10 protein-coding genes are annotated in these 17,016 nt (G+C 59.3%); 6 read left to right on the top strand and 4 right to left on the bottom strand.

The window, feature by feature from the left end; genetic code table 11:
* Positions 1–10 precede the first annotated feature (10 nt).
* Together nrdD and HNR46_RS02510 are read right to left on the bottom strand one after the other, a co-directional pair.
* Complete coding sequence (nrdD, locus tag HNR46_RS02505; protein ID WP_221284974.1) at positions 11–1,777, bottom strand: anaerobic ribonucleoside-triphosphate reductase; 1,767 nt, start codon at positions 1,775–1,777, stop codon at positions 11–13.
* An 8-nt stretch (positions 1,778–1,785) separates the two neighbouring features.
* Positions 1,786–2,280, bottom strand: coding sequence for a 4Fe-4S cluster-binding domain-containing protein (locus HNR46_RS02510; protein ID WP_221284975.1), 495 nt, complete (start codon positions 2,278–2,280; stop codon positions 1,786–1,788).
* Between the two features lie 394 nt (positions 2,281–2,674).
* On the opposite strand from HNR46_RS02510, the gene glgP reads away from it, so the two are divergent.
* The 4 genes from glgP (at position 2,675) to HNR46_RS02530 (ending at position 6,801) form a co-directional block, all read left to right on the top strand.
* Positions 2,675–4,339, top strand: a complete 1,665-nt coding sequence (glgP, locus tag HNR46_RS02515; RefSeq protein ID WP_184015492.1) for an alpha-glucan family phosphorylase — start codon at positions 2,675–2,677, stop codon at positions 4,337–4,339.
* Between the two features lie 177 nt (positions 4,340–4,516).
* Positions 4,517–5,923: a cytochrome c oxidase accessory protein CcoG gene (gene ccoG / locus HNR46_RS02520; RefSeq protein ID WP_184015494.1), complete on the top strand. Its 1,407-nt coding sequence runs from the start codon at positions 4,517–4,519 to the stop codon at positions 5,921–5,923.
* Between the two features lie 8 nt (positions 5,924–5,931).
* Positions 5,932–6,072 carry a hypothetical protein gene (locus tag HNR46_RS02525; RefSeq protein WP_184015496.1) on the top strand — a complete coding sequence of 47 codons (141 nt, stop codon included), beginning with the start codon at positions 5,932–5,934 and terminating at the stop codon, positions 6,070–6,072.
* Between the two features lie 18 nt (positions 6,073–6,090).
* Positions 6,091–6,801, top strand: a complete 711-nt coding sequence (locus HNR46_RS02530; protein WP_184015498.1) for a sulfite exporter TauE/SafE family protein — start codon at positions 6,091–6,093, stop codon at positions 6,799–6,801.
* A gap of 7 nt (positions 6,802–6,808) precedes the next feature.
* On the opposite strand, the gene HNR46_RS02535 is transcribed toward HNR46_RS02530, so the two are convergent.
* Complete coding sequence (locus HNR46_RS02535; RefSeq protein ID WP_184015500.1) at positions 6,809–7,498, bottom strand: hypothetical protein; 690 nt, start codon at positions 7,496–7,498, stop codon at positions 6,809–6,811.
* A 253-nt stretch (positions 7,499–7,751) separates the two neighbouring features.
* On the opposite strand from HNR46_RS02535, the gene HNR46_RS02540 reads away from it, so the two are divergent.
* Both HNR46_RS02540 and HNR46_RS02545 read left to right on the top strand, forming a co-directional pair.
* Positions 7,752–13,967, top strand: coding sequence for a PA14 domain-containing protein (locus HNR46_RS02540; protein WP_184015502.1), 6,216 nt, complete (start codon positions 7,752–7,754; stop codon positions 13,965–13,967).
* 116 nt (positions 13,968–14,083) lie between these two features.
* Positions 14,084–15,487, top strand: coding sequence for an alkaline phosphatase (locus HNR46_RS02545; RefSeq protein ID WP_184015504.1), 1,404 nt, complete (start codon positions 14,084–14,086; stop codon positions 15,485–15,487).
* 331 nt (positions 15,488–15,818) lie between these two features.
* Here the strand turns inward: HNR46_RS02545 and HNR46_RS02550 are convergent.
* A protein-coding gene (locus HNR46_RS02550; protein ID WP_425491672.1) for an IS3 family transposase occupies positions 15,819–16,963 on the bottom strand; the annotation gives its coding sequence in 2 pieces (ribosomal slippage) (positions 15,819–16,693 and positions 16,693–16,963; 1,146 coding nt in all).
* Positions 16,964–17,016 lie beyond the last annotated feature (53 nt).

A 17,016-nucleotide genomic window follows, 5' to 3' on the forward strand; every position in this document is an offset into this window, starting at 1 on the left:
GATCGGAACTTCAACTACCCTGCTCAACTTGATAGGCACGGCGATCGTGCTCCTGCTGGCGATCGCTCGACCAACTGGACACACGCTTGAGGTAGCCAATGATGCGTGTGGCGTAGTCGATGTTGCGGGACCCACAGTGAGGACAATCATCCCGGGTCCATTTGTCGATCCGACCACAATCATTGCAGCAGGTCACCCGGACATTGGTGCAGAAATAATTGCAACCCGTCCGAATCGCCGCCCGAATCAATTTGGCAAAAGATTCCTGGGTCGCATAGCTCTCCAAATTCAAATGCAGGGCCGAGCCTCCGTCTAAGTACTGCGTCACCTGCTCTCCATGCAGGATCAGCTTGTCGAGCACGTTCACATCCTCCCGCTCAACCGGGTAAAAGTAAGAATTGTAGCAGTCGCGCGGCACGCTGTAGCCCGCTTCCCGATCCCACCTCGCAAACTTCACCCCCAAGTTTTCAGCGGGTACAAATTCCGTATTGAATCGCGCTCCAAACTGCCGAGACGCGTCCCGGTTGAGGAGATTGATGGTCCTAAGCTGCCCAGAAACCCAAGAAATGTAGGCTTCATTGTTCGAAGGATCGAGACCGAGAAACTCCGCAGCTTCGACCATCCCATTCACGCCAATCGTGAGGTACTGCTTGTCCAAAGTGATGCACTTCGCCGTGTAAATCGGCAACAGCCCAGCTTGATCGAATTCCTGGATGATGTCCCTCCTCGCCACGAGATAGCGGTGCAACCATTTCACTTGTTCGGTCAGATCTCGGCCGTCCTGAACCAGACGGTTGAAATTGATCGTCATGACTTGCATCGATCCGGTCATCACACCACCCGCTCCCAACGAGAACGAAAAGTCGTTATCGCCATCGAGAGCATTGCGCAGACGGCAGCAGGACGACAGCGAATCCACGCTGTCACTGGAGTAGATAAAAAACGAATTTCCCCGAGATAACTCGCTGGCCAACAACTCGGCAAACTCAGCATCCTTCGCCTCTTCGCGATCGTGCACGAAGGCGGCGGTGACCACGGGAAAGGTCAACAGCGACTTCTCTCGTTCCGAGTTGAACCAACCCAAAAAGTACGCTTGGAGCCGTTTCACACTCTCCCATTTCGAGACGTCTCCATCCGGAAAGACAAAATCGCCAAACATCCCTTCGAAATAGTTCTCGTCGAACAGGGAAATGTTCCAAAACACGCTTTGATAGCTGCGTGCGGCTGCAGGTTGATTGAGAGCATAGATGACATGCTGGAGGTGGTTGGCAATCGCGACCTCGTGGTCCACCAGGTAGTGATCGCCATAATCCTTCCGTGCAAAATGGTCGAAGCAGTTCAGAAACTCCACCGTCGCACATGCCCCTGCCAGATTGGCCGAAACCGCAAAAACATAGTTGATGAAACTCCCACAGAACGAGGCCAGATGCTTTGGAGCCTGGCTTTCGCCCCCCAGCGGGACCAAGCCCTCCCTCAACATCGGATACAAACTCACGCTCGCGCAGTAGGGCATGAACGGCGCCGTTTCATCGTGAGTGTAGATCTCATGATTCTCCAGCTGGGCTCGGTAATGCGCGGCAGATTCCGGACCAAAGCGCCGCGTCAGTTGGCGCTCCATCAACGCACGATGAATGCGGATATTCGCTTCTTTGTGGATCTCCGCCGCCAAGACCGCGGCATTCTTCGAAGTGACGTTGGCATTGGCGTCGACCAAAGATCCGTCCGCCGAGTTGCGAGCGGCGATGAAGCGGTCGATGAATTCGAGAGAACGTTGCATAGTGGGCATTAGGCAGCTTGAGAAATGGACGCAAAACCGGCGGTAGTGCGTTGGAAGCGATGCGTCAGATCGACTCCCCGCCGCAGATCGAGAAAACGTTGATTGGTCCCAGGTCGGTCCAGCCCCCCACGAGCCGCAACCCACGGGCCCAGCTTCACATAGTCCAACTCCACTGCGATCCGATCCTCCACCGCATTCCGACCAGTATAGAGACACGTGGCATACCCCTGCCTGCGAGCCTCCCGCAGCAGCGAAATGAGGGCATCAGGTCGCCACTCCCCTCCCAAAAAACACACGCAGGTGGCCAAGCCCCGATACCGCGCCAGTTCTTCCGCCAAAATATCTACCCCAAGAAGTCGTCCCCGATCCGCATTTCTCAAATCCTCCGAATGACACCCCGGACAGCGCAATGGGCAGCCCGATAGGGTGTAAACCAAGGCGATTTCATCGGGCACTTCGAGGGTCCCAATCGTATGGGCGGCAGAGCGAAGGACATCAAACACAGCACCACCAATCTCCGCATATTTTGCTCCTCCAATCAAACATATTGTATCCAAAATTCTCTCCGTACACCACATATTGAATCTACCCTCTCGTAGTCTTCATCATGTTTGGGGCCGCAAAAGGCACTCCATCAAGCAATTGAGCTCCACTCAGCCAGCGGAAAGTTTTTTCGCCCGATCAAGATCTTGCGCTTTGCCTCCTCACACTTTTCCTCAATCACGGCACTCAGCGTGCATGCCAACTCCCTGACTCGACAACCGCTCCCCCTTGCCTCAGGCGTAGGCGCCAGCCATCCTTGCAACCCAAAAGGTCAGGATCTTACCGAACTCCACCACACCACGGCCGTTCCAAGAACGGCCCCACTTCTTCGGACCCCAGAACGCCCTCCATCTTATGGCCACTTCGTTTCTCCCCGAACCGTATTCCCATCCCTACGAGATCGACCCGAAATACGCCAAAAGCGCCGTCTATTTCTGCTGCGAGTTTGGCATCGATCAGTCGTTCAAGATCTACTCCGGAGGCCTCGGCTTCCTCGCAGGGTCCCACATGCGCTCCGCCGCCGCCCTGAAGCAGAATCTCTGCGGCATCGGAGTCGTCTGGACCTGCGGCTATTACAACCAAACTCGCGGCGAAGGCCGTGAAATGGCGGTCCAATTCCGGCGGAAGGAATATGCTTTCCTTCAAGACACCGGCATCCGCTTCCAGATCCCCATCTACGGCAAACTCGTCTGGATCGGCGCCAAGTTCCTGCCCTCCGAGGTCTTTGGAACCGTGCCGATGTTCTTCCTCACCACGGATCTCGACGAGAACACTCCCGAGGACCGCCAGATCACCCAGCGCCTCTACGACAACGATCCCGGTCGGCGGATCGCCCAATACACCGTGCTGGGTGCCGGAGGCGCTCGTCTGCTCGAAGAACTCGGCGTAGACCCCGAAGTTTGGCACCTCAACGAGGCCCACGCGCTTTCCGCAGCCTTCCGCGTTTTGGAAAAGCACGACGGCCAGGTCGCAGAAGTCAAAAAGCGCTTCGTCTTCACCACTCACACCCCGGAAGAAGCCGGAAACGAGAAGCACTCCTTTCAGCAACTCCTCGGAGCCAGTTTCTTCGGAGGCCTCGATGAAGGCACCATCCGCCACGCAGTGGGACTTACCGACGACCTCTTCAACCACTCCCTCGCCGCCCTCCGACTCAGCCACATGGCAAACGGCGTTTCCAAACTTCACGGTGAGGTGTCTCGTCAAATGTGGGGACACTACGATAACATCTGCCCGATCACCCACGTCACCAACGCCCAGAATGCCCGTTATTGGAAAGACCGCGGCCTCGAAAGGGCCCGGGAAAACAACGACCTCGAGTTTCTCCATCAACGGAAGCGCGAACTCAAAGATGGCTTGATGCGCATCGTTGCCGATCAAACCGGGAAGCTTTTCAACAAAGACGTCCTCACCCTCGTTTGGGCACGCCGCTTCGCGGGCTACAAGCGGGCCGACTTGATCACCCGGGATGCCAAGATGTTCCAGCAACTCGTGCGTGATTCCGATCGCCCCATCCAAATCATCTGGGCCGGCAAGCCCTACCCCTTCGACTACGGTGCCATTGAGACCTTCAACCATCTCATTCGCCTCACCACCGACTTGCCCAACGTTGCCGTCCTCGTCGGCTATGAGCTCGAACTCTCCCGCACCCTCAAACTCGGCTCCGATGTCTGGCTCAACAATCCTGTCGTCACTCGGGAGGCCTCCGGAACCTCCGGCATGACCGCTGCAATGAATGCTTCGATCAACCTTTCCACCTACGACGGTTGGATCTGCGAATTCGCCGAGGATGGGGTCAACTCGTTCATCGTCCCTCCCGCGGATCCTGCCATGTCCGAGGCCGATCGTGACCGCCATGACCTCGAAGGACTCCACGCGGCCCTCAATGATCGCATCCTCCCCCTCTACTACGACGATCCCGATGGCTGGTGGGCCCTCGTAAAGAAAAGCATGGACGATGTCCTCCCGGCTTTCGGTTCGGACCGCATGGCAGCCGAGTATTACGAAAACATCTACGCCTGAGCCTCCCCACTCAGAAGGTTCTCCAAGGTGCCTCGCCTCCGGGCGAGGCACCTTGCTCGTTTCGAGACCTCACTTTCCTGGCGCAAGCTCCGCATATTTTGCCGCAAAATACGCACCGCTCCCGGCATCGCATGCGGAGCCCCTTTTGCGGGCAAACGGTAGTCTCCCTGCACTGCCATGGCCACCCCCGCGCCGAAACGCCCTAACCTCGACTCCGTCACCACCATCAATGATGACGGATCTCGCTACTTTCTCCATCCTGCCGACGTCCACGGCAAATGGACCGTTTTTCGACGGATCTTTGGCATTCTCCTCATCGTCCTCTACGTCGCCCTTCCATGGATCCCCATCAATGGCGAGCCCGCCCTCTTTTTTGATGTCGAAAACCGCCGCTTTCACGTTTTCGGACTGACGCTTGTCCCTCAGGACCTATGGGTGATGTTTTTCGGCATCACTGGCCTTGGTTTCTCCCTGTTCTTCATCACCTCCCTCCTCGGACGACTTTGGTGCGGCTGGGCCTGCCCCTACACCGTCTTCCTCGACCACATCTTCCGCCGCATCGAACGCTGGATCGAAGGCGACGCCCAAGCTCGCCGCAAACTCGATGCCGCCCCGTGGACATCCTCAAAAGTCGCCAAGCGTGTCACCAAACACCTCCTCTACGCCCTTTGCTCGACACTCATCGCTCACGTCTTTCTCTCCTACTTCGTCTCCCTGGAGCGCCTCTACGCTTATATGGGGCAAGGCCCCATGGCCCACGCCACCTCCTTCGGCATCGTCGCCTTCCTGACTCTCGTCCTGTGGTTCTGCTTCGGTTATTTCCGCGAACAGTTCTGCATCATCATGTGCCCTTACGGCCGGATCCAGAGCGCTCTGACCGACGATGACACCGTGATCATCGGATACGACGAAGGTCGCGGTGAACCCCGGGGAGCGAAAGGGAAAGTGGAGGGCGACTGCATCGACTGTCGCCGTTGCGTCAACGTCTGCCCCACCGGCATCGACATCCGCAATGGCCTCCAACTCGAATGCATCGGCTGCGCTGCCTGCATCGATGCCTGCGACGACATCATGCGGAAGGTGGGACGACCCACAGGGCTTGTCCGTTACGACTCTCTCAACGGCCTCACCCAGCAAAAACGCCGTATCCTTCGGCCCCGTATCATCGCCTACACCTTTCTCGGTCTTCTGGGTCTGACGGCCTTTGGTTTCACCGCCTCGCAAAAAGCCCGGCCCTATACCGCCGCCTTCAAAAAAGTCGCCATGGCGGGCCAGCCGTTCCAGGCCGATGCCATCAGCGTGCGCAACTTCTACGAGCTGCGCTTCCTCAACAAACGCAATCAGGAAGCCACCTTCGCCGTGACCCTCGTCGATCCCCCCACCGGGCTCGTTCTGAGCGGCGGAGATCAACAGGTCAAAGTGCCCGCGCAGGGAGAGATTACACGCCAGTTCGTCGCCATTTCGCCCATCGACTCTTACCAAGGGAGGGCGACCCTCACCCTCCGAGTGACGGCGCAGCCAGGCGATGTCACCATCGATCAAGCCGTCACCTTTCTCGGCCCCAGTCCGGAATCCCTGAAGTAATCCCCGCCATGCCTCGCAAGCATCCCTGGCTCCTCGTCGTGCTCGCTTTCCTCCTCCTCATCGGAGCTTGGTCGGCGCTCATCACCCTCGCCGTGAAACACGCACCGGAATCCCTCGAATTGCCCGCTGAAAGCACCGGCGGCCACTGACCCCTCTGCGCCCCACTCATGGACCCCACCACCACACTCGGCGCCCTGGCCGTCGGCCTCGCCACTTCGCTTCACTGCGCGGGCATGTGCGGGCCGATTGCCTGTGGGGTGGGCACCCTTGCCAAATCCGAATCCGAGCGCCTCACCGCAGCGACCCTTTACCACGGGACCCGGCTGCTCGCCTACGGCATCATCGGAGCCATCTGCGGAGCCATCGGGAAAGAGCCCCTCCATTGGTTTTTCGACTCCCCCGCCGTCCTCCTCCCTTGGGCCTTGGTCGCCGCCCTCCTCCTTCTCGCCACCGGCCTCGATAAAAAAATTCCGCGCCCAAAAATCCTCAATCGGCTCACCGCACGAGCCCGTCTCAAGGCCGGGCGCTTTTCCGCACTCGGAGGTTCTGCTGCCATGGGACTGCTGACACCCTTCCTCCCCTGCGGCCCGCTCTACGCGGTTTTTATTGCCCTCATGGCTTCCGGCTCGGCGGCCCGCGGCGCGGAAGCAGCCCTCGCCTTCGGCCTCGGGACCGTGCCGCTCCTTTGGCTCGCCCAGCATCAATTCCACCGCCTCCGCCTGCGGCTCACCCCCCTACGACTGGCCCGCCTGCAACGCGGCCTCGCCTTCGCCACCGCCCTCCTCCTCGCCTGGCGCCTCCACGACACGTTGCCATTCCGCAACTCCGACCCCGCCCCACCCGGCGAAGTCGAAGAACTGCCAAGTTGCTGCCATTGATTTTCTCTCAATCCAACCGACGCCGACGCATCGCTCCTACTCCGAGCGAAGTCATGGCCAATGCCGTCACCGAAATCTCCGGCACCGCCCCAATCGTCATGCTCGTCGGTTGAAAGGTCACGATCTCTCCACTTTCCAGCTGCAGATAGCTCCCATCCTGGTCATTCACCGCATAGGTCCCATAGATCGTCGAAAAATAGGCCTCGGGATTGGTACCCGGAACTCCCAATCCAGGTAACAACTGAGGCGTATTCAGCCCCAAGAATACATACTTCACAGGGGCACTGCCAACCATCAACCCCATTTGCAGGGCCGGGCCTTCATCCACTCCTGCAATGAACATCAGGTAAGTGCTGTTCGGAACCCCCAAGGTTCCAAGATAGAGATACATCTCCGCTGCATTCCCTCCGGGGTTCACGAAAAGTCCTGAAGACCCGGTAAACGAGAGGTCGCCGAAGATGGGCGCATCTCCCACCTCTTCCTGAGCCCAGTCATACTCCTGAGGCTCGTCACCAAAATCGACCGGATCGCCTGTCAATTCATAGTTCGCGAGAACAAAGGTCATGCTCAGAGGATCGCCCGCATGGTAACTGGGAGAGTCTGAGGATCCGACCAAGCCATTCAAAGTGATCGAAGTGGAAGCCTCGACCAATGGGACCAAAGATGCCAGCGCCCAAGCGCAAAACAGGAATTTCATGGGTGATGGCGGGATCGAATCCGAACTCTAATAAAAGGCAAATCTTAACGATTCAGCCAACTCAACTTCTCCCCTCCATTCATCCATCGCCTCATCTCCGTCGCAACCTCGTTCCCTCACCACCCACACCTCAATGGGAACGAGTTGCACCCCTGGCAATCGCCTCCTCCTCCAGCCTAGCACACCACCCTTGGAAAATCCGATGATAGGCTGAGCCCTTCATCGCCGTTGGGCTCTTCGCAGAATACCCAAGATGCGCCCAAAATCCCTTCCTTTTCTCGTCGCCGCCGGTGCCGGGCTGGCTCTCGTCGGCCTGTCGATCCACCATAGGGCTCCCTTCGCCTCCCCATCGGTGAACTTCTCACCAGAAACCCTTGCCCCCTCGGAATCGGGTGAAATCCCGTTCACGGAGCCCGTGGTTCCCTCCATCGACGCCCGGGAAGCCTTTTCGCAGATCGCCCATGCGAACAAAGATCAGGTCATTTCTCTCCCCCTTCCCGATGGATCCACGCTCGAAGCTCGACTGAACTACGTTCGCACCATCGAAAATGGAGCGATCATCGCCGGAGGCCGCCTCGTCAAGGACGGCTCCATTTTTCAAGTCGCCCGCGAACCCTGGGGATATCGTGGCTTCATTCTCCAACGAGAACAGGGCATCGCCTACGTTTATGGCACCGACGAAAATGAGACCCTTACCGTGGCTCGACGGCCCCTTGGAGAGGTCATCTGCGAACCCGATCCTCATTGGGAACCCTTCACCCCCACGGAAACCCCGGACCTTCAAGCCATCCCCATTTCCAACCAAGGCCGCTCCGTCGGCGTGCTCGCCGAGCCAGTCCCCCTTCTCCACAGCCTACCCCGAGCCAAAGCCACCATCTACCTCGACTTCGATGGAGAAGTCATCGAAGGCCACTCATGGGAGGGGGGAGCCCGCATCGTCGCGCCAGCTTTCCTTCTCACCGCCGATCGCATCGAAGAAATCTGGCGCCAAGTCTCGGAAAACTTCGCCCCCTTTGAGGTCAATGTCACCACCGATCTTCAGACCTACCTTCAGGCACCCGAAGGCTTGCGCATCCACTGCATCTCCACGTCCAACAACTTCGCCAGCGCCGGCGGAGTGGCCTTTAACAACACCTTCCGCGAATCAGGATCGCCCGTCTGCTGGAACTTTGATCCCAACAGCGGCGCCGCTCTCGTCATTTCCCACGAAGTTGGGCACACCTTCGGCCTCCACCACGATGGGTTGAACGACCAAGGCTACTACGGCGGACATGCGAATTGGGGACCGATCATGGGTGCCCCCTACGGCAAGGAAGTCACCCAATGGAGCCAAGGCGAGTATGCCGGCGCCAATCAGCAACAGGATGACATCGCCTTCATTGGGGCCTCCACCCCCGAACGAGCGGACGAAGCCCCCGATCTCATCGACGAAGCCGTTCCCCTGACTCTCACAAGTGGGGGCAGCGTCGAACAATCGGGCCTGATCATCAACCGCCACGACCTCGACCGCTACTCCTTCACCACCGGTGGGGGGACACTCAATCTTCAATTCACCGGTGCCGAGTCGTCCCCGAACCTCAATATCGAGGCCCGACTCTACCATCCCTCCGGCAATCAGATCGCCCTATCAAGCCCCGGCGATCAACTCAGCGCCTCCCTCTCTGCCACGCTCGGTGCCGGGACCTACACTCTCACCATTGATGGAGTGGGTGACGGCGGATGGGCCGCCAATCGCTACGATGACTATGGCTCGATCGGACAGTACCGCATCACCGGCACCGTGCCCAATCCAGGCTGGCAATTTCATGTCGATCCCACCGCACTCAGCGGCACCACCCTTGGCGCCGTCGATCCCGGCGCCGGAACCTCCTATCGTATCCGCAGCGGCAATACCGACGGATCCTTTTCCATCGCCTCGAACACCGGCCAACTCAGTGTGGCTGGCCCGCTTACTCCAGGCACCTTGTTTCTACTCCAGGTCCAGTATTCCCGAAATGGATCCTCGATCATCGTCCCGGTGAACATACGAGTCGATCGCATCCATGGCCTGAAATATGAACTTTGGACCGGCCTCGGAGGAAGCGGAATCAGTGGCCTCACCAGCCATAGCAACTACCCCAACCGCCCCACACAAACCGGCCGCGCACCCACCTTTCAGGCCGTCTACCCCGGCGAGAATTATGGTCAGAAACTGAGCGGATTCCTGATCCCCGAAGAATCAGGAAACCACACATTCTGGACCACCGCAGACGATGCCAGCGAACTATGGCTGTCCACCGATGCCGACCCGAATCACAAGCAACGCATCGCCTGGAATACCTCCGCCACCGGTCAGGATAACTGGACTCAGCAGGGCACCCAAGAATCGGCACCCATCACTCTGGTAGCCGGACAACGCTACTACATCGAATTTCTCACTCGCGAGAACCGCGGTGGCGATCACTCCAGCGCCGTCTGGCAGACTCCCAGCCGAGCTCGCCAACTCATCCCCACCCAGGAGCTGGAATACCCGGGGATTCCTGAAAACCAAGCTCCCTGGATCGCCAGCCGAACCTATCGGGTTCGCGAAGATCAATCTCCCGGATCCGCCATCGCCGTCGTCACCGCCGGCGATCATGAGCCCGGGTCCATTCTCTCCAATTTTGCCATCGTCAGTGGCAACCTCGCCAACGCCTTTGCCATCGACCCCTACAGCGGAGAACTCCGCGTGGCAGGCAACCTCTCCTTTGCCAATCGCCCCAGCTACTCACTGCGAATCTCCGCCCGCGACTCCGGAGGTCTCTCGACCACCGCCGACATCGCGCTTGAGATCGTCCCCCTCGCCGTCAAACGCGATTTGTGGACCGGCATCTCTGGCAATGCAGTCAGCAATCTCACCGCCGATGCCCGCTATCCCGATCAGCCCACTCTCACCACCTACGAAACTCACTTCGAAACTGGCATCAATATCGACGACGCCTACGGACAACGTCTCACCGGCTATCTTCGCGCGCCCGACACCGGGGATTTCACCTTCTGGATCGCCTCCGATGACCATGGCGAGATCTGGCTTTCCACTGATACCGACCCGGCCAATAGGCAACGCATCGCCTACCACACCGGCGCTACGGCCTACCGTCAATGGGGTCTCTACAGCACCCAACAATCCGATCCCATCCCCCTTGAAGCAGGCCGTTTCTATTTCATCGAGGTCCTCCAAAAAGAAGGCGGAGGGGGAGATCATTTGTCCGTCGCCTGGCAGGGCCCCCAATTTTCTCGCACCATCCTCGGCGCTCCCCACGTCACCCAATCTTTCTACAACCATGGTGCTCCCGTCCTAAACGATCTCGCCGCCACAGCCTACACCCGTGATGTTGGGGTCACCATTGCCACCCTCACCGCAGAAGATTGGGCCGACCCCGGCACCACCATCCGCTACTCCATCACCGGCGGCAATGAAGATGGCGCCTTCGCCATCGATGAACTCACTGGAGAAATCCGTTTGGTATCCAACTCTCTGTCTCCCGGCACTCGGATCCTCAGCGTCACCGCCACCGACAATTCACCCACCTCCCTTTCCGACACCGCCACGGTCACCCTCGACATCCGCAGGCCCGCCCTGAAGCGGGAGGTCTGGACAGGTCTCAACAGCAGTCAGGCCCTCACCGGTCTCACCACTTCCATCACCTATCCCGGACGCCCAAATGAAACGGGTTACACCGCCAGCTTTGAGGCGCCCAATGGATGGGGTGAACGCTACGGCCAACGCCTCAGTGGCTTTGTAACGCCTCCCACCACCGGCAACTACACCTTCTGGATCGCTTCGGATGATGGCGGCGAGCTGTGGCTCTCCACCGACATGAATCCAGCCAATCGACGCAAACTTTGCCAGGTCAATGGCTCCGTAAATGCCCGGGATTGGACCGCACAAGGAAATCAACAATCGGCAGCCATCGCCCTGGTCGCCGGTCAACGCTACTACATCGAGGCACTCCAAAAGGAAGGCACCGGAGGCGATCACCTCGCTGTCGCCTGGCAAGGACCCAACTTGAGCCAACGGGTGATTTCAGGAGACCATCTCGAATACCCGGAATCTTTCCGACCTGGGCTCCGGCGTGACCTTTGGTACGGGGCCGACTGGAGTTCTTTCCCCACATCCCGTCCGGATTTTTCCGGTACGATTCTCGACGGCGAGGCTCCTCGGAACACGGGAGACCAATATCTCCAACGACTCACCGGATACCTCATCCCGCCCACCACCGGCACCTATCGCCTGTGGCTTTCGTCGGACGACGACAGCACGCTCTCGCTGTCCACCTCCGAAGATCCTGCCGATCTCGCCGAAATGGCCTCCGTCTCGGGTTACGTCGATCCTGATACCTGGAATGCTCAAGCCTCCCAACGATCCCGGGCAGTGCACCTCGTCGCGGGTCAGCGATATTTCCTTGAGGCACGCCATCGCGACGGAATCGGCGGAGATCATCTCAGCCTCGCCTGGCAAGGCCCTGACTGGAGTCGGGAAATCATTGCCAATCGTTTCCTCGAACTGCCTGAGGCTCCACAAGACCGCAGCCGCCTTCTGGTTGAAACTTGGACCGGAGTTTCCGGCACGTCCGTCTCCAACCTGACCAATCTCATTCCCTCCACGCCCACTTCGGTCGGAATTCTTCCCGAACAAGCGGGCTTCGAAAGCCCTTCCAACACCGGCGATCAGTTCGGCCGGCGCATCTCCGGCTACCTCGTCGCTCCCGAGACGGGCCGCTATACCTTCTGGATCGCATCCGATGACCAGAGCGAACTCTGGATGGGAACCGACGCCAACCCCGCGAACCGCATTCTCGCCGCCCACGTTTCCTCCGCCACGAGCGTCCGTTCCTGGGACGAACAAGCCGGTCAGCAATCCGTCCCCATCGGCCTCGTGGGCGGACAACGCTACTACCTCGAAGTCCTCCACAAAGAAGGCGCTGTCGATGACCACCTCGCCGTAGCATGGCAAGGCCCCGGACTCACCCGCCAAATCATCTCCAATGCATGGCTCGAACACCCCGATAGCCTGCCCGGCACCCCATCGCTGCGACGCGAAGTTTGGACAGACCTCCCCGGTGCAACGGTTTCCGACCTAACAAACTCCAATGCCTTCGCCACCGCCCAACCCCAAAGCCGAGGAGTGCTCACGTCGTTCGAATCCCCCCAAGGATTCCATGACGAATTCGGCGAGCGGATTTCCGCCCATCTCATCGCCCCTGAATCCGGGAACTTCCAATTCTGGATCGCCGCCGACGATGGCAGCGAACTCTGGCTATCCCCCGACGACGACCGCAATCATCGCATTCTGTTGGCCAGCACCCCGGATTGGACCGACTTCAGACAGTGGGATAAGTTCTCGTCCCAAGCATCCCCACTCGTCCCACTCGTCGCAGGGCGCAGCTATTTCCTGGAAGCTCTCCACAAAGACCACCAATTCGGCGACCACCTCTCCGTCTCTTGGCAGGGTCCTTCGTTCTCGCAGCAGATCGTTGATGGTCGATTTCTCCGCTATCCCGGCAATCCCCCTCCCATCGTTTCACTACGCCGTGAAATCTGGACAGGCATCACCGGCAATGGCCTCTCCAACCTCACCAATCATTCCCGCTTCCCGAATCGCCCTCATCAGGTCGAATCATTGGACACCTTTGAATCCCCCGCGAATTGGGGCGACAACTACGGCCAAAAGATTTCGGGATATCTCATCGCACCTCGGTCCGGTGACTACACCTTCTGGATCCTGTCCGATGATGCCGGCGAACTTTGGCTGTCGACCGATGGCAATCCAGACAACAAAGCTCGCATCGCCTGGGCCGACTCCGCCACCGGCAGCGACAACTGGAGCAACTTCGCCAGCCAGCAATCCGCCACCATCACCCTCGCCGCCGGCCAACGCTGCTACATTGAAGGTCTCCACAAAGAAGGGGCTGGCGACGACTACTTCACCGCCGCTTGGCAAGGTCCCGGATTCGATCGCCAAATCCTCGGCGCTCCTCACCTTGAGTACCCCGGACTTCTGCCCGCTGAGACCGACCCAGGCACACCCGCCGCGGCCGCCCCTAGCGATATCGGATTCGCTTTCTGGGTCGACTCCAAGAACCTGACGGGCGATGACCGGCTTCCTTCCGCTGATCCCGACCGCGACGGCATTCCCAACGCGCTTGAATTCGTTTTCGGAGGAAATCCCCTCAGTTCCTCATCTCCACATCCCTCGCTTCAGCCAAAACTCACCCTCGATGACGATACCGCGATTTTCACTTTCCGCCGTGCTGCCATCGCCTCGGCAAGTCAGCCACGCGTTGAAATCACCACCCGCCTTGGCACTTGGACCACTGCCGTGGATGGCATCGGAGAAATCACCATCGATGTCGAGCCCGATGCTTTTGATACCGGGATCGATCGCATCTCCGTACGAGTCCCCCGTACTTCCTCCGCCCTGTTCCTTCGCCTCGTGAGTGACCTCTGAGACTTCCGGCGGAGTCTGCGGGGCGGCCCTCTCCCTCGGGGAGATTCTTTATGTCACAAGTCCGCCCGATGTCACCGGTTGCAGGGAGGCTCCCAGATTCCTATGCTTCGCTCCTCATGAAAATCTCCCGCCGACATCTGCTCGGAACCGGTTTGCTCGGTTCCGTTGCCAGCCTCCTTCCCACCTCCCTCCCTGCCGCCCCTCCCGTGGGCGCCAAATCCGGCAAGGTTCGCGGTGTCATCTTCATGGTCTCCGATGGCATGAGCCACGGAGTTCTCTCCATAACCGAGGCCTTTTCCCGCCAAGTGCGGGATTGCCCGACCCGTTGGTGGAACCTCATGTCCGAGAAGTCCTCCTTCCAGGGTCTCATGGACACCGCCTCCGGGAACTCTCTGGTCACCGACTCCGCCGCGGCCTCTTCCGCCTGGAGCTCGGGCCACCGGATCCCTAATGGACAAATCAACGTCGACGCCAACGGACGCCAACTTCAGTCCATTGGAGAAGCCGTCGTCGCAGGAGGAGCTCGGCTCGGCCTCGTAACCACCGCTACCGTCACCCACGCCACCCCTGCGGGCTTCGCCGCCCAGACTCCGGATCGCGATGCCGAAGATCGCATTGCTCCCCAGTATCTCAACCGAGCAGAAATCGTTCTCGGCGGAGGATCGAAATTCTTTGATCCGGCTCAACGAGCCGACCAAAAGGACATCTATGCCGACTATCAGGCGGCCGGATACGATATCCTCCGTACTCGCGATCAACTCCTCGCGGCCAAATCAGGCAAGCTCCTCGGCACCTTCTTCCCTGGGCACCTGCCCTACATGGTCGACCGCGAACAGGACGCTCAACTTCAAGCGAATGTCCCAACACTTGCGGAAATGAGTCGTGCAGCCCTTGAACGATTCCTTCCCTCCGACCAATCCTTCCTCCTGCAAATCGAAGGCGCTCGAATCGATCACGCCGCTCACGCCAACGACATCGGCGCGATTGTCCGCGAACAGATGGCCTTCGATGATGCTATGGCCACAGTCCTCGAAATGATCGCCGATCACCCAGACGTTCTCGTCATTGCCACTTCGGACCACGGCAATTCGAACCCAGCCCTCAACGGAACTGGCGCCAAATACGGCCAAACCAATGAGCACTTCAAGCGCATCGCTGACATTCACTGCTCCCACGAAAAACTCCTCGCCGATTGGACCGCGAAAAATGGCAACCGTTCCGACCTCCAGGAAATGATCGAGCAAGGCTTCGGGTTCCGACCTGACGATCAGGAAGCAGAGGCACTTCTCGCCACCCTTGCCGGCAAAGCTTTCATCCAGTGGTCCCACCAACTCTCGAATCCTCCCGGCCTGCTCGGACAAATCACCGGCAACCACACCGGGACTGGCTGGACCAGCGTCAGCCACACTTCGGATCCTACTGCGATTACAGCGACCGGCCCCGGCGCCGACCAATTTGCAGGCCTCGTTCGCAACGACCACGTTCGCGGAAAAATCCTCGGCCTCCTGCAGATAGCATAAGCACCTCGATTCCATAGCCTGATCAAGGCTCAGAATCGCCGACCACTTCCATCACCGCACCTCAGGGCGAAACTCTGAGGTGCGGTGATGAAGTCAGCCCCCCAAAAATCGCCTGTTGAGAAACGGGTGAAGTGGTCCCCTGAGCGAAGCCAGGTCCGGGCGGGTTATCGTTATGGTGTGGTGGGTCGGTTGGCTGGTGTTGTCGGTTTTGGTTGCTTCCGCCCTTGGAGGAAAGTGGTCCATCGGGTTCCGGCGCGAGAATGGGCCGGGTCGTCGCTCATCGGAGCGGCGGGTTCCTGTGGGCAACTTTCCGCAGCGGGTTGTCAGCGGATCAGGCCGCCTCGGCAAGCCCGGGTTGCGGCCGGTAGACCGACCATGGTGTGGCGTAGTCGTGGTGCTGATGGATTCGCTCACGGTTGTAGTCGGCCATCCAGCGTGACACTCCGGCCTCAAGCTCCACGAGGTTGCAATAGTCCTTCAGGTAGATGTCTTCGCATTTGAGGCTGCGCCACAGCCGCTCGATGAAGACGTTGTCCATCCAACGGCCCTTGCCGTCCATGCTAACGCGTGCGCCTGTTTCCTCGACCGCGGCGACCCATTCACGGCTGGTGAACTGACAGCCTTGGTCGGTGTTGAAGATGTCCGGTGCGCGACCGGCTACCTTCACCGCTTCGCCAAGTGCCTCCAGGCAGAACCGGGTGTCGGCCGCGTTGGAGATCCGCCACGAAAGGACTGCTCGGCTGTGCCAGTCCATGATCGCCACCAGGTAGGCGAAGCCGCGGCCCATCGGGATGTAAGTGATGTCGGCGCACCCGACTTCGTCCGGCGTGGTGACCTCGCGGTCCCGTAGCAAGTAGGGATACTTGCGGTGGTTCTTGTCCGGCACACTCGTGCGCGGCTTCGGCACCACGGCGGCGAGCCCCATGATCTGCATGAGCCGACGCACCCGCTTGCGGCCAACCTTCCAGCCACGCTTGCGCAGCTCCACGACCAGCTTGCGGGCGCCGTAAACGGGCCAGCGGACGTGCAACTCATCGAGAGCACGCATGATCGCACGGTCCTCTTCGCTGATACGTTCCGCCGTTTCGAGGCGGTTGCGGTTGATGCCGAGCATGGCGGACTGCTTGCGGATGCTGAGCTGAGGATGGTTCTTTTCGATCATGGCTTTTCGTTGAGATCGATCCCCAGCTCCCCGCACTTTTTTTCGAGGAACTCCTTTTCGATGACCAACTGGCCAACCTTACGCTCGAGGCGCGACAGGTTGCGCTCGGATTTTTCCTTCTCGTCGCGACCGGACTTGGCCGAGGCGAAGACTTCCGGCAGGCGCTCCTGGAGCTCCTTCTTCCACTGGCTAACCTGCACTGGATGAATGCCCTCGTCCTGCGCGATTTGATTGATGGTCTTGATGCCCTTGAGTGCCTCAAGGGCCACCCGCGCCTTGAACTCGGCGCTATGCGTTCTTCTTTTTCGTTTCACGGTGGTTCGGTTGGCTGCGCCACCCGAACCCTACCCCATCATAACAAGCTCCC

It is taken from the genome of Haloferula luteola (genome assembly GCF_014201715.1).
GTDB classification, from domain to species: domain Bacteria; phylum Verrucomicrobiota; class Verrucomicrobiia; order Verrucomicrobiales; family Akkermansiaceae; genus Haloferula; species Haloferula luteola.

Bases quoted from the DNA above. Each gene is read 5' to 3' on its own strand.
- HNR46_RS02525 (WP_184015496.1), top strand. From the start codon at position 5,932: ATGCCTCGCAAGCATCCCTGGCTCCTCGTCGTGCTCGCTTTCCTCCTC.
- HNR46_RS02530 (WP_184015498.1), top strand. From the start codon at position 6,091: ATGGACCCCACCACCACACTCGGCGCCCTGGCCGTCGGCCTCGCCACT.
- HNR46_RS02540 (WP_184015502.1), top strand. From the start codon at position 7,752: ATGCGCCCAAAATCCCTTCCTTTTCTCGTCGCCGCCGGTGCCGGGCTG.
- glgP (WP_184015492.1), top strand. From the start codon at position 2,675: ATGGCCACTTCGTTTCTCCCCGAACCGTATTCCCATCCCTACGAGATC.
- ccoG (WP_184015494.1), top strand. From the start codon at position 4,517: ATGGCCACCCCCGCGCCGAAACGCCCTAACCTCGACTCCGTCACCACC.
- HNR46_RS02545 (WP_184015504.1), top strand. From the start codon at position 14,084: ATGAAAATCTCCCGCCGACATCTGCTCGGAACCGGTTTGCTCGGTTCC.
- HNR46_RS02535 (WP_184015500.1), bottom strand. From the start codon at position 7,498: ATGAAATTCCTGTTTTGCGCTTGGGCGCTGGCATCTTTGGTCCCATTG.
- nrdD (WP_221284974.1), bottom strand. From the start codon at position 1,777: ATGCAACGTTCTCTCGAATTCATCGACCGCTTCATCGCCGCTCGCAAC.